The organism is Bradyrhizobium sp. P2_E8 (assembly GCF_056403875.1).
In genome coordinates, this window is sequence record NZ_JBFUES010000091.1 from 1 (window position 1) to 13139 (window position 13139).

At 64.4% G+C, this 13139-nt stretch carries 13 protein-coding genes; 3 read left to right on the forward strand and 10 right to left on the reverse strand.

What is annotated here, in order from left to right; translation table 11 throughout:
• The 3 genes from AC1D00_RS07670 to AC1D00_RS07680 form a co-directional block, all read right to left on the reverse strand.
• Positions 1-645 (reverse strand): amino acid ABC transporter permease (locus tag AC1D00_RS07670; RefSeq protein ID WP_477010241.1); only part of this gene is annotated, 645 nt, incomplete at its 3' end.
• Between the two features lie 125 nt (positions 646-770).
• The gene (locus AC1D00_RS07675) at positions 771-1682 is read right to left on the reverse strand and encodes an amino acid ABC transporter substrate-binding protein (RefSeq protein WP_027547450.1); all 912 of its coding nucleotides are present in this window, start codon (positions 1680-1682) and stop codon (positions 771-773) included.
• A gap of 125 nt (positions 1683-1807) precedes the next feature.
• Positions 1808-3193: a M20 family metallopeptidase gene (locus AC1D00_RS07680; RefSeq protein WP_477010242.1), complete on the reverse strand. Its 1386-nt coding sequence runs from the start codon at positions 3191-3193 to the stop codon at positions 1808-1810.
• A 261-nt stretch (positions 3194-3454) separates the two neighbouring features.
• Here AC1D00_RS07680 and AC1D00_RS07685 point away from each other — a divergent pair, with 261 nt between their 5' ends.
• Positions 3455-4834, forward strand: coding sequence for an LLM class flavin-dependent oxidoreductase (locus tag AC1D00_RS07685; RefSeq protein ID WP_477010243.1), 1380 nt, complete (start codon positions 3455-3457; stop codon positions 4832-4834).
• Positions 4835-4998: 164 nt separating this feature from the next.
• On the opposite strand, the gene AC1D00_RS07690 is transcribed toward AC1D00_RS07685, so the two are convergent.
• Positions 4999-6660 (reverse strand): thiamine pyrophosphate-binding protein, encoded by a 1662-nt coding sequence (locus AC1D00_RS07690; RefSeq protein ID WP_477010244.1) that lies wholly within the window; start codon positions 6658-6660, stop codon positions 4999-5001.
• Between the two features lie 39 nt (positions 6661-6699).
• Here AC1D00_RS07690 and AC1D00_RS07695 point away from each other — a divergent pair, with 39 nt between their 5' ends.
• Positions 6700-7242 (forward strand): TfoX/Sxy family protein, encoded by a 543-nt coding sequence (locus AC1D00_RS07695; RefSeq protein ID WP_477010245.1) that lies wholly within the window; start codon positions 6700-6702, stop codon positions 7240-7242.
• Here the strand turns inward: AC1D00_RS07695 and AC1D00_RS07700 are convergent.
• From AC1D00_RS07700 to AC1D00_RS07710, 3 genes are all read right to left on the reverse strand, one after another.
• On the reverse strand, positions 7196-7702 hold the full coding sequence (locus AC1D00_RS07700; protein ID WP_477010246.1) for a GFA family protein: 507 nt from the start codon (positions 7700-7702) through the stop codon (positions 7196-7198). The two genes, AC1D00_RS07695 and AC1D00_RS07700, sit on opposite strands and share 47 nt — an antisense overlap.
• A gap of 247 nt (positions 7703-7949) precedes the next feature.
• Positions 7950-9077 (reverse strand): alkene reductase, encoded by a 1128-nt coding sequence (locus tag AC1D00_RS07705; protein WP_477010247.1) that lies wholly within the window; start codon positions 9075-9077, stop codon positions 7950-7952.
• 122 nt (positions 9078-9199) lie between these two features.
• Entirely contained in the window at positions 9200-10696 is a 1497-nt protein-coding gene (locus tag AC1D00_RS07710; RefSeq protein ID WP_028173898.1) for an aldehyde dehydrogenase family protein, read from the reverse strand.
• Between the two features lie 192 nt (positions 10697-10888).
• Between AC1D00_RS07710 and AC1D00_RS07715 the strand changes: the two genes are divergently transcribed.
• Positions 10889-11734, forward strand: coding sequence for an SDR family NAD(P)-dependent oxidoreductase (locus AC1D00_RS07715; protein WP_477010248.1), 846 nt, complete (start codon positions 10889-10891; stop codon positions 11732-11734).
• Positions 11735-11888: 154 nt separating this feature from the next.
• Here AC1D00_RS07715 and AC1D00_RS07720 read toward each other — a convergent pair whose 3' ends face one another.
• From AC1D00_RS07720 to AC1D00_RS07730, 3 genes are all read right to left on the reverse strand, one after another.
• Entirely contained in the window at positions 11889-12095 is a 207-nt protein-coding gene (locus tag AC1D00_RS07720) for a hypothetical protein (RefSeq protein ID WP_135175424.1), read from the reverse strand.
• Positions 12096-12297: 202 nt separating this feature from the next.
• A complete protein-coding gene (locus AC1D00_RS07725) occupies positions 12298-12711 on the reverse strand; it encodes a Rieske (2Fe-2S) protein (RefSeq protein WP_167770937.1) in 414 nt (137 codons plus the stop codon).
• 7 nt (positions 12712-12718) lie between these two features.
• On the reverse strand, positions 12719-13139 hold a 421-nt coding region (locus tag AC1D00_RS07730), incomplete at its 5' end, for an amidohydrolase family protein (RefSeq protein ID WP_477010249.1).

Sequence of the window (13139 nt, forward strand, 5' to 3'; positions counted from 1 at the left end):
GAGCAGGGTCGCTGCGGTGAAGGCCTCGAACACCTGGAACGAGAATTCCTGCATCGAGCGCGCCTGTCCGTTCAGCTCGAGCAGGCCGATGGTGATGGCGACCGCCGTGTTCTTGATGGTGTTGAGGAACTCGGAGGTCAGCGGCGGCAGGATGATGCGGAACGCCATCGGCAGCAGCACATAGCGATAGCCCTGCACGGTGGTCAGGCCGAGCGCAGTTGCGGCCATCTTCTGCCCGCGCGGCAACGAGCCGATGCCGGCCTGCAATTGCACAGCGACACGCGCCGACATGAAGAGGCCGACGCCGATCGCAGCGGTCCAGAACGGTGCGTTCGGCAGTTGCTTCAGCCAGGTGCCGGCCGCCTTCGGCAACAATTCCGGCAGCACGAAGTACCACAGGAACAGCTGCACCAGCAGCGGCATGTTGCGGAAGAACTCGACCCAGCAGAAGCCGAACCAGTAGGCCGCCCTGGAGGGCAGCGTGCGCATGACGCCGATCAACGAGCCGAAGACCAGCGCGATGATCCAGGCAAGAACCGCCGTCTTCAGGGTCAGCGCCAGCCCCGACAGCAGCATGTCGAGGTAGGTACCGGTCCCCATCGGGTTCGGCTCGAAGAAGATTCCCCAGTTCCAGTGGTAGTTCACGTGTCCCCCGCGCGAACGCGCCAATCACAGATGACGTAAACGTCTATGCAAATGTCCGGCCACTCCCTCCAGAATGGCCGGAATTTGCTTCCTCTCCCCGCAAGCGGGAAGAGGCAAACAGCAGCTTATTTGTAGTCGTCCGGGTTCGGCGAGTCCGTGGGCTTCGCGAACTCGTTCTTCAGCTCGGCCGAGATCGGCGAATTGAGGTTGAGGCCCTTCGGCGGAATCTTCTGGGTGAACCACTTCTCATAGATCTTCTGACCTTCGCCCGAGGTGTAGAGCGCGGCGGTCGCCGCATCGACCACCTTCTTGAACGGCGCGTCGTCCTTGCGCAGCATGATGCCGTAGGGCTCAGGCTTGGAGAAGGCGTCCTTGGAGATGACGTAGTCGTCCGGCGACTTCGAGCCGGCAACAAGGCTCGCGAGCAGGATGTCGTCCATCACGAAGGCGACCGCGCGATCAGTCTCGACCATCAGGAAGGACTCAGCATGGTCCTTGGCCGGGATGATGTTGGCGCCGAGGCCCTTCGCAACGTTGGCCTCGGTGAGCTGCTTGATATTGGTGGTGCCGGCGGTCGAGACCACCGTCTTGCCCTTGAGGTCGTCGATCGACTTCAGGCCGCTCGACTTCTTGAACACGTAGCGGCTGGCGGTCAGGAAGTGGGTGTTGGTGAAGGCGACCTGCTTCTGGCGCTCGGCATTGTTGGTGGTCGAGCCGCATTCGAGGTCGATGGTGCCGTTGGCCATCAGCGGAATACGCGTCGCCGAAGTGACCGGGTTGAGCTTGACCTCGAGCTTGTCGAGCTTGAGCTCCTTCTTCACGGCGTCGACGATCTTGTAGCAGATATCCATCGCGAACCCGATGGGCTTCTGGTTGTCGTCCAGATAGGAGAACGGGATCGAGGAGTCGCGGAAGCCCAGCGTGATGGCGCCGGTGTCCTTGATGTTCTTCAGCGTGCCGGTCAGCTCCTGGGCCCCGGCCTGGCTGACGGCAAAGGTCGCGGCAAGCGCGAGACCGATGTGACGGAAATGCTTCACTTTTTTGTTCCCCTTTCAGGATGATGGGCCGGATGCAAGCACAAATCGGCCCGGATTAGAATGTGACTTTCGGCTGGCTTGCGGCTCAGGTTAATGGCCAAGGGTCAGTGGCTCAGGTCAGCGGCTCAGGTCAAAGGCTTGGGCAATTCCCCGAGATCCCAGAACAGCCCGGCCATCACCGTCAAGGCCTCTTCGGTCAATGGCAGCAGGATGTGCTCATTGGGCGCATGCTGGGAGCAACCGGGATAGGAGTGCGGGACCCAGATCGTCGGCAGGCCTAGGATCTCGGAAAATACGTCGTTCGGCAGCGATCCGCCGAAGTTCGGCAGCACCGCCGGCGCCTTGCCGGTCGTTTCTCGCACCGAATCCGCCGCCCATTTGATCCAGGGGCTGTCGAAATCGGTACGCGAGGCCGCAAAGCTCTGTGCGGCCCGCACCTCGACCATCGGGAAACCCTTCTCGACCAGATGCGCGCGGACGGCCTCGATCAGGCCGTCGATCTTGGTGCCGACGACAAAGCGCAGTTGCAGCACGGCATTGGCGTGACCGGGAATGGCGTTGGCCGGCTTTTCGATATTGCCCGAGGACATCGCCAGCACTTCGAGCGTGTTCCAGGCATAGAGCCGCTCGGCCGCTGACAATCCCTCCTCGCCCCAGTTCTCCGCCAGCGCCGGCTCGTCCTCGGTCGGGACGACCTGCACATCGGCAAGATAGCTGCGGATCTGGTTGGTGAGCCGCGGCGGCTTCAGGGCATCGAGCTGGAGACGGCCACGGCCATCGACCAGCGTCGAGATCGCGTTGACCAGAATGGTCGCGGGATTGGCGAGCACGCCGCCCCAATTGCCGGAATGATGGCCGCCGTCGCGCAAATTCACGTCGAGATGGACGCGGATGCCGCCACGGCAGCCGAGGAAGAGTGTCGGGCGATCTGCCGACAGGCGCGGTCCGTCGGAGGCCATGAACAGATCGGCCTTGAGCGCATCACGATTGAGATCGCAGACCTTGCCGAGATCGGGCGAGCCGATTTCCTCACCCATCTCGACGATGAATTTGGCGTTGAAGCCGAGCTTGCCGCCGCGAGCCTCGCGCACCGCGCGGAGCGCCGCCATGTTGATGCTGTGCTGGCCCTTGTTGTCGGCGGTGCCGCGGCCGTAGAGGCGCGTGCCCGCAACCGTCGTGCGCCAGGGATCGCGGCCATCGCGCCATTCGCCCTCCATGCCGTCGACGACGTCGCCATGGCCGTAAATCAGCACGGTCGGGGCGGACGCGCTCTCGTGATGCTCGGCGAACAGGAACGGCGCCTTGCCGCTGGGGGATTCGACCATACGGCTTTGAAAATCGAGCGCAGCGAAGGCCGGCTGCATCTCCTGTTCCAGATAGGCACGCAACTCGGCGCCGCGCGACGGATTCTGGCTTTCGGTCTTGAAGGCGACGCGGCGGTCGAGTTCGGCGAGGAACGCGCCCGATTTGAAATCCTCACGGGCGCGGGCGATGGCGTCGGCTCTGGTCATGATTTGCTTTTCGGACTTCGAGGAAGGACTCTACCCGAGACAGGACGGCCTTCGAAAGTGGCGGGGACTTGGATTGTTCTTGTAGTTCTCTTGTAATTCTCTTGGGATTTCGTTCTTGCTCGCTTGAGATTGGCTTGCCAAGGGCAGCAGTGCTGCTGATTTTGGCCTTGCCAAGCGCAAGTTATATGCAAGAACTTCGCCAAGTTGGGGCGCACGTCTATCATTCGAAGAGCGCTCAGTACAGAGCGCCGGGGGACCATCATGGCCAAGCAGATCAGGCTCAACGCCTTTGCGATGAATTGCGTTGCACACCAGTCGCCGGGCCTGTGGACCCATCCGCGCRACCGCACCGCCGAATATAACCGCCTGCCCTACTGGATCGACCTTGCCAGGACGCTGGAGCGCGGCCGCTTCGACGGCTTGTTCCTGGCTGACGTGCTGGGCGTCTACGACGTCTATGGCAACAGCCCTGACGCAGCCTTGCGCAATGCAGCACAGACGCCGTCGAACGAGCCGCTGCTCCTGCTCTCGGCGATGGCGGCGGTGACGCAAAATCTCGGTTTCGGCGTCACCAGCAATTTGTCCTTCGAGCCGCCCTACCCCTTCGCGCGACGGATGTCGACGCTCGATCATCTCACCGAGGGGCGGATCGGCTGGAACGTCGTCACCGGCTATCTCGACAGCGCCGCCCGCGGCGCCGGCAAGGACAAGCAGACCGGGCATGACGACCGCTACGACATCGCCGACGAATATATGGAGGTCGTCTACAAGCTCTGGGAAGGGAGCTGGGAGGATGATGCCGTGCTGCGCGATCGCAAGCGCGGTATCTTTACCGATCCCGCAAAGGTTCATCGCGTCAATCATGAGGGTGCGAACTACCGCATCAACAACACCATTCACCTCAGCGAACCGTCGCCGCAGCGCACGCCCGTGCTGTACCAGGCCGGCACCTCGCCGCGGGGCCGCCAGTTCGCGGCGCGTCACGCCGAATGCGTGTTCATGTCGGGACCGTCAGCCAAGGTGATCGCACCGCGCGTCTCCGCGATCCGGCAGGAGGCCGCCGCGCTGGGCCGCAATCCGGCCGAGATCCTGATGTTCTCGATGATGACGATCATCCTCGGCCGGACCGAAGCCGAGGCGAAGGAGAAATACGCCGACTACCGCCGCCATATCAGCCCCGAAGGCGCGCTGGCGCTGATGTCGGGATGGACCGGCGTCGACTTCTCCGGCTACGACCTCGACCAGCAGGTCCGCCACGTCCAGAACGATGCCGGCCGCAGCGCCATGGACAACGTCACCCGCGCCGACCCCGATCGCGTCTGGACCGTGCGCGACGTCATCGAGCATGTCGGCATCGGCGGCGCCGGCCCCGTGGTGGTTGGAACGCCCGAGATGGTCGCGGACAAGATCGAGCAATGGTTCGAGGCAACCGACGTCGACGGCCTCAACGTCGCCTTCGCGATCTCGCCCGGCGACTTCGAGGACATCGCCGACATGCTGGTGCCGGAGCTGACGCGGCGCGGGCGGTACAAGCCGGAATACGCAAAAGGCACATTGCGGGAGAAGCTGTTCGGCGATGGCCGCGCGCGGCTCGGCGCGCCGCATCCGGCGGCAGGGTATCGGGTGGGGAAGACGGGGTAGAAGCCTCACACTCTCTGTCATGCCCCGGCTTGACCGGGGCATCCAGTACGCCGCGGCGTCCCGACTCCACCACCGCCGTCTCTGGAATACCGGATCACCCGCCTTCGCGGGTGATGACGACTGAGAGTGCGGCGAGCACCGATCCTGCAGGGAGGCGCGACCCCCTACACCTTCCCGTCCACCATCACCTCGATCAGCTTCGTCCCGGGCCGGGCAAACGCCGACGACAGCGTCGCCTTCAGCTCGCGGGGGTCGCTGATCTTGATCGCCTCGCAGCCCAGCGCCCTGGCGATGCCGGCAAAATCCACCGGCGGGTCGACAAAATCCATGCCGACATAATTGTCGTCGCCATGGAAGGCGAGCAGGCGCTGCTTGATGATGCGATAGCCGCCATTGTTGGCGATGACGACGTTGAGCGGCAGCTTGTGATGTGCCGCCGTCCATAGCGACTGGATCGAATACATCGCGCTGCCGTCGCCGGAGAAGCACACCACGGGACGATCCGGATTGGCGATGCTGACACCAACCGATGCCGGCAGGCCCCAGCCGATGCCGCCCGAGGCAAGGCCGTGATAGCCGAAGCGATCGCGGTGCGGACGCAGGTTCGTGATCTGGCGGCTGGAAGTGAGGCCTTCATCGACGAGAATGGCGTTCTCGGGCATGGCCTCAACCATGTGCAGCACCAGATAATCGGGATCGATCGGCGTGCGCCCCGCGCTCTTGCCGATCTGCTCGGCCAAAGCGGCGCGGCGCGCGCTCCAGTTCTTCGGCGCGAGCTCTGCGAGACGCTGCCTTGAGCGTTGCGCCAGTGCCGCGCCGCCGATCTCCTTCAGCACGGGAAGCAGCGCGCGCAGCGTTTCCTTGACGTCCGCCTTCAGCGCAATCTCCGCGCCAAAATTCTTGGCGATCTCCCAGTCGGCGAGGCCGACCTGCAGAATCGGCAATCCGTCCGGCAGTGGGTCGACTTCGCTATAGACCGACATGCGCACGGGATCGCCACCGAGCGCGACCAGGAGATCGTAGGGCGCGAGCGTATCGCGTGCGACCTTCTGGACGCGCGCCAGCGTGCCGACGAAGCTCGGGCTTTCCGAGAGGAAGTGCGAGCCATAGGCGGTCGAGGATTGATAGGCGGCAGCGCCGAGCAGCTCGGCGAGCTCGGCCGCCTCCTTCAGCGCGTCGCTCTTGACCACCTCGTCCATGGTGACGATGACAGGACGTTCGGCCTTGAGCAGCCGCGCGGCAAAGGCCTTCAGCGCTTCGTCCGACGGCCTGGTGCGCGCGTCGATGCGTGTGGAGCGGCCAAGATCGATGCCGGCTTCGCTGTTGAGGATGTCGCCGGGCAGCGAGATGAACACCGGCCCGGTCGGCGGCGTCATCGCGACCTTGGCGGCGCGGCGCACGATGCGCGGCAGATCCTCCAGCCGCGTCACCTCGACCGCCCATTTCACCAGCGGCTCGGCCATGCGCACCAGCGGGCCGTACAGCACCGGCTCCATCAGGCCGTGGCCCTGCTCCTGCTGGCCCGCGGTCAAAATCATCGGGGTGCCCGTGAACTGGGCGTTGTAGAGCGAGCCCATGGCGTTGCCGAGGCCGGGCGCGACATGGACGTTGCAGGCGACGAGCTTACCGGAGGCGCGGCTGTAGCCATCGGCGATCGCCACCACCAGGCTCTCCTGCATCGCCATCACATAGGTGAGATCAGGATGATCCTTCAGCGCATGCATGATCGGCAGCTCGGTGGTCCCGGGGTTGCCGAACAGATGGGTGATGCCCTCGTCCTTGAGCAGCGCGAGAAAGGCGGAGCGGCCGGTGATCTTGTTCTTCATGTTTCCTCCAGAAGCGGGCGTTGCCGCAAGGACGGAGGCATGATGGCCGAACTTGGCCGAGGCACGCAAGGAAGCGCCGTCATGGCAGACTTGCGTCGGCGCGCGCAAGCTGGGAACATGCTCGGGCGTAAACCTGCACGGGGAGACGCGATGGCCTATGACGAGAACACCGCGGCGCGGGTGCGCAAATTACTGGCCGGTCAGCGATACGTCGCGGAAAAGAAGATGATGGGCGGCCTCTGCTTCATGGTGAACAACACCATGTGCTGCACGGTCAGCGGGCGCGGCGGCATGCTGATCCGCGTCGGCCCGGAAGCGCATGCACGCATGCTGCAGGAGCCGCACACCAGCCCGATGGAAATGCGCGGGCGCATCATGACCGGCTTCGTGCGCGTCGCGCCGGACGGCTATCAGAGCGATACCGAGCTGAAAAACTGGGTCAAGCGCGGGCTCGACTTCGTGGCGGCGAATACAGCGGGACGCAAGGCGGCGCCGCGGAAGGCTGTTTCGGCGAAGACTGAGGTCGCCGCCAAGGCTAAAGCACCTCCTCGCGGCCAAGCTCGAAAGGGTCTTCGCCGCTAGCGCGCTTCTTCTTTTTCGAGCGCTGCCACACCACACCGGGAAAGCCCTTCAGCGGCACCAGCGGCTCGCCGGTATAGGCCCACTCCTGGAGCTCTTCGATGGCGATGTGATAGAGCGGCTGGCGGCCGGTGCGCTCCTTGAACAGGGCGCGCGGGATGTTGACCATGTGCGGGCCCCGCGGGCGCTCGTAGGCGATCGGCGTGCCGCAATGCGAGCAGAAGCTGCGCGCAGTCTTCGTTGCCTTGTCCTCGTAGCGCGTGAGCGCAGCCTTGCCGGAGGTGATGCGAAAGCGCTTCTTCCAGCTGCCGACATAGGTCGCGTAAGCCGCGCCATGAGCGCGGCGGCTACCGGCGGAATGATCATGCCAGGCCCAGCGCGCGGGAACGTCGATCTCGAAGGTGACCTTGCYGCAGAGGCATTGGCCAGTGGCGATACCTGCGGCGGCTGCGGCTTTGGCCATGGTAGGTCCCTCCGTCGTCATTGCGAGCGTAGCGAAGCAATCCAGACACCTCTGCGGAAAGATTCTGGATTGCTTCGCTACGCTCGCAATGACGGAAATTGTGTTGACGGTCGCGCGACAAATCAAGCTCGTCATTCCGGGGCGATGCGAAGCATCGAGCCCGGAATCCATCTCACCTCCAGGTACGCGGCCCGATGGATTCCGGGCTCGCGACTTCGTCACGCCCCGGAATGAGGGAAGAGAACGCCTACGCCGGCGTCAGTTCGTCATACGCCGGATAGTCCGTATACCCCTTCTCCTCGCCGCCGTAGAACGTCGCACGGTTATATGGCGTGATCGGATAATCGTGCGCGAGGCGTCGCGGCAGATCGGGGTTGGAGATGAAGATGCGGCCGAAGGCGATGATGTCGGCATGGCCGTCGGCGATTGCCGCATTCGCGGTCTCGCCGGTAAAGCCGCCGGCCGTCATCAGTACGCCGCTGTAGAACGGACGGAACAGCACCATCGCCGAGGGCACGTTCTCCCAGTGGACGTCGGCGCGGCCGGCGCCGCTGGAGCGCGGCTCGATGAGGTGCAGATAAGCGAGACCGAGCTTGTCGAGCGCCTTCACGACATGGGTGTAGAGCGACATCGGATCGGGCTCGCCGGAATCGTTGGCGATGCCGTGCGGCGACAGCCGCACGGCRACGCGGTTCGCGCCCCAGACGTCAATCGCGGCCTGCGTGACTTCGAGCAGAAGCCGCGCGCGGTTCTCGATCGATCCGCCATATTGATCGGTGCGCTGGTTGCTGCGCGATTGCAGGAACTGCTCGAGCAGATAGCCGTTGGCGCCGTGAATCTCGACGCCGTCGAAGCCGGCGGCGAGCGCGTTCTTCGCGCCCTGCCTGAAGGCCTCGACGATGCCCTTGACCTCGTCGGTCTCCAGCGCGCGCGGCGTCTCATAGTCGGAAATCTTGCCGTCGGCGGTCATCGCCTTCATGCCTTCGGCCTTGATCGCGATGGCCGAAGCCGAGACCGGAAGCTCACCGCCATGGAAGGACGAATGCGAGACGCGGCCGACATGCCAGAGCTGGAGGAAGATGATGCCGCCCTTGGCATGCACGGCATCCGTCACCTTGCGCCAGCCGGCGATCTGCGCCTCCGAATAGATGCCCGGCGTCGCCGGGTTGCCGCGGCCGTGCGAGAGCACGGGCGAAGCTTCGGCGATCAGTAGGCCGCCTTCCGTTGCGCGCTGGCCGTAATATTCGGCATTGAGCGGCCGCGGCGAAAAGCTCTCGCGCTCGGCGCGCATGCGCGTCAGCGGTGCCATCGCGACGCGATGCACCAGCTTGTACGGACCGACCTGCAACGGTTTGAACAACGCCGGAAATTTCATGCTGGCCCCAAAGTGGCTATGGAAGGATGCGGATCATATAGCGAGGGGCGGTCACCGGAAAAGGTGCCGCCCCCGCAAAAGTAGATATTCCCTCCCGCGGAACGCGCGGGAGGGAACAGACCTTACGCCGTCTTGATCCAGACGGCCTTCACGTTGAGATACTCCTCGACGTGCTGCTTGCCGGACTCGCGGCCGTAACCGCTCATCTTGTAGCCGCCGAAGGGCACGGCCGGGTCCATCGCCTGGTAGCAGTTCACCCACACCGAGCCGGCGCGCAGGCTCTTCGCAACCGCATGCGCCTTGCTGACGTCGCGCGTCCAAAGGCCCGAGCCGAGGCCGAACGTGGTGTTGTTGGCGCGCTTGACCAGCTCGTCCATGTCCTTGAACGCGATGGCGGAGATGACGGGGCCAAAAATCTCCTCCTGCGCGATGCGCATATTGTCCTGCACACCCGCGAACACGGTCGGCGAGACGAAGAAGCCCTTCGAAAGGGCACCCTCGGTGACGCGGCCGCCGCCGGCGAGCGCGCGCGCGCCTTCCTTCTGGCCGATATCGAGATAGCCGGTGACGCGCTCGAGCTGCTGCTCGGAGACGAGCGGGCCGATCTGCACATTGGGATCGAGGCCGTTGCCGACTTGCAGCTTCTTGCCGAACTCGGCGACGCGGCCGACGAACTCCTCGTAGATCGACTGCTCGACGAACAGGCGCGTGCCGGCGCTGCAAATCTGGCCGGAGTTGGCAAACACCGCCATCGCGGCGCCGGGCACGGCGGCATCGAGATCGGCATCCGCGAACACGATGTCCGGCGACTTGCCGCCAAGCTCGAGCGAGACGCGCTTGAGGTTGCCGGCCGAGGCGCGGATGATCGACTGTCCCGTGACATGCGAGCCGGTGAAGGCGACCTTGTCGACGTCGTGGTGCGAGGCGAGCGCAGCGCCCGCGGTCTCGCCATAGCCGGGCACGACGTTGACGACGCCGGGCGGAATACCCGCCTCCATCGCAAGCTCTGCGATGCGCAACGAGGTCAGCGGCGCCTCCTCGGCGGGCTTGAGCACCACGGTGCAGCCGGTCGCGATCGCGGGGCCGATCTTCCAGATCGTCGCGGTCAGCGGGCCGTTCCAGGGGATGATGGCGCCGACGACGCCGATCGGCTCCTTCAGCGTGTAGGAGAAGATTTCGCCCGGCAGCGAGTTCTCGATGGTCTCGCCGTGGATCGCGGTGGTCTGCCCGGCGTAATAGCGCAGCATGCCGACGGCGCGCAGCCGATAGGCGCGGGTGCGGCTGAGCGGCGCGCCCATGTCGAGCGTGTCGAGCTGCGACAATTCGTCGAAATTCTTCTCGACAAGATCGGCAAGCTTCAGGAGCAGGTTCTGCCGCTCGAACGGCTTGACCTTGCTCCAGGGTCCTTCGAAGGCGCGGCGAGCGGCGGCGACCGCACGGTCGATGTCTTCCTTGTCGCCCTCGGCGACGGTTGCGAGCAGTTCGCCGGTCGCGGGATTGTGGGTCTCGAAGCGCTTGCCGGAGGCGGCATCGACCCACTTCCCGTCGATCAGCATCTGCTTGTAGGACCCATTGGCGAACGGGTGGCGCGTGATCGGAATAGCCTGCGACACAGCCATGGCTGCACTCCCTGTCAGGTGATTGATTGGGTTCGATCTGGGCGGGATCGTTAGGTCAGGGAGAATACAGCGGTGCCGGAAAGGCGTAAAGGCGGCGTGGAACGAAGACCTCCCATGCCGACTTGTGCAGGGTCGCACAAACGCCATGTYATAGCTCGACCGAACTCGACGCCCCTCCCCGGAGAATGAGCCATGTCGCATCCTGTCATCGCCAAGGGCAACGTCGCCGTGATCACCGGGGGCGCATCCGGCATCGGCCTTGCCGCCGCCATGGCCTTCGCACGCGCGGGAATGAAGGTGTGCATCGCCGACGTCGACCAGACACGACTGGTCGAGGCCGCAACAAAACTGTCATCCGTCACGGCCGCCACACATGTGATGACCTTCGTCGTCGATGTCAGCCGCGCCGAGAGCGTGAAGGAACTGGAACGCGCCGTGGGCGCGCATTTCGGCGGGACCGATATCCTCATGAACAATGCGGGCATCCAGCCCGGCAGCACGCTGTTTGGCGAGCCCGACAACTGGCAGCACATCATCGCCGTCAACATGTGGGGCATCGTCAACGGCTCGCGCATCTTCGCGCCCAGCATGATCGCGCGTGGCAAGGCCGGTCTGATCATCAATACCGGCTCGAAGCAGGGCATCACCACGCCGCCCGGCGATCCCGCCTACAATGTCTCGAAGGCCGGCGTGAAGGCGTTCACCGAAGCGCTCCAGCATGAGCTGCGCAACACGAGAGACTGCCACATCACGGCGCATCTGCTCATTCCCGGCTTCGTCTTCACCGGACTCACCGCCAAGGGCCGCACCGAGAAGCCGGCGGGAGCCTGGACCCCCGAGCAGACCGTCGACTTCATGATCGCGCGGCTCGAGGCCGGCGATTTCTACATCCTGTGCCCGGACAACGACGTGCCCCGCGCCCTCGACGAAAAGCGCATGCTCTGGGCGGCTGGCGATATCGTGGAGAACCGCCCGCCGCTGTCGCGCTGGCACCCGGATTACGCAGATGCGTTCGCGAAGTTCGTGAAGGGGGAGTAACTATCAGACCCTCATGGTCAGGAGCGCGGAACGCGCGTCTCGAACCATGAAGGCCCGGCTGGGGCCTCAATCCTTCGAGACGCCCGCTTATGGCGGGCTCCTCGGGATGAGGGGGTTAGAGCGCCTATGGCGCGAGGTGAGGTTGGGCCGCGGCCTACAGCGTTTCCTGCTGGTGCCCGCACTGCTTGCAGGCGAATTTGACGCGGCTCTGGCCTTTTGGCGCCTGCACCCGGTTCGGGGCGCCGCACTTGCCGCAGACCGCCTCGATCCGGGTATCGCCCTGCTTGACGACGATGGTCTTCTTTTCCATCGATTCGCGGATCAGGCGCTCGGCCTCCTCTCGCAGGGATTGTTTGGACAAAGCTCATCTCCGCCATGAATGCGGGCGAGGCTTATCGCACCTGCGTCGAAATCACAATCCGTGATGGTGATCGCGGCTCTATCAACATGTCGTTCCGGGATGGTCCGCAGGACCAGACCTCAGGTGCGACTTGCGCACCGGGGAATCTCGAGATTCCGGGTTCATTCGCTGCGCAAACGCCCCGGAATGACGGTGCATGACTTCAGACCTCGACGATCACATAGCTGTCCTCGACATGCACCGGAAACGTTTCGGCAACATACGGTCCCTTCTGCAATTCATCGCCGCGCTCCACCGCGACCGGATAGGACCGGATCTTGACGCGTTTCGGGTCGAACCAGGACTGGCCGTTGCGCATGTCGAACTCCCAGCCGTGCCAGGGACAGCGCAGCATCTCGCCGACGCGAGAGCGCTGATAGATGCCCGGCTCGGGCGAGGTCAGCCGCGCCACGCAGGCGGCCTTGTCGAGCGGCGCGCCCTCGTGCGGGCAGCGGTTCAGAAGCGCAAAGAACTCGCCGTTGACGTGGAACACGACGATGTCGCGACCCGCGACGTCGACGACCTTGTTGCCGCCGGGCGGGATGTCGGAGGTGCGGGCGACGATGTGACGGGCCATGCTGGTTTCAGAACTTGTAGACCGCGCGGGCATTGGTGCTGAAGATCTTCTTCCGCTCAGCCTCGGTCAGCGGCGTCTTGAAGGCGAAGCGCGGGTCGTCAAAATCCCAGTGCGGATAGTCCGATGAGAACAGCAGCCGGTCGATGCCGACCCATTCGATCAGCGCGCGCAGATGCCGGGCCTCGTCCGGCTCGTCGATCGGCTGGGTCGTGAACCAGAAGTGCTCGCGGACATATTCCGACGGCTTGCGCTTGAGATGCGGCACCTCGCTGCGGAACCGCTCGAAATGCTGGTCCATGCGCCACACCGCCGAGGGGATCCAGCCGAAGCCGCCCTCGATGAAGACGATCTTCAGCTTTGGAAAGCGCTCCGGCACGCCCTCGATGACGAGGCTCGCAAGCTGCGCGGCAATGGTGTGCGCGTTGGAC

Bases quoted from the DNA above. Each gene is read 5' to 3' on its own strand.
- AC1D00_RS07695 (WP_477010245.1), top strand. From the start codon at position 6,700: ATGATGGCCGAACTTGGCCGAGGCACGCAAGGAAGCGCCGTCATGGCA.
- AC1D00_RS07715 (WP_477010248.1), top strand. From the start codon at position 10,889: ATGTCGCATCCTGTCATCGCCAAGGGCAACGTCGCCGTGATCACCGGG.
- AC1D00_RS07725 (WP_167770937.1), bottom strand. From the start codon at position 12,711: ATGGCCCGTCACATCGTCGCCCGCACCTCCGACATCCCGCCCGGCGGC.
- AC1D00_RS07710 (WP_028173898.1), bottom strand. From the start codon at position 10,696: ATGGCTGTGTCGCAGGCTATTCCGATCACGCGCCACCCGTTCGCCAAT.
- AC1D00_RS07680 (WP_477010242.1), bottom strand. From the start codon at position 3,193: ATGACCAGAGCCGACGCCATCGCCCGCGCCCGTGAGGATTTCAAATCG.
- AC1D00_RS07690 (WP_477010244.1), bottom strand. From the start codon at position 6,660: ATGAAGAACAAGATCACCGGCCGCTCCGCCTTTCTCGCGCTGCTCAAG.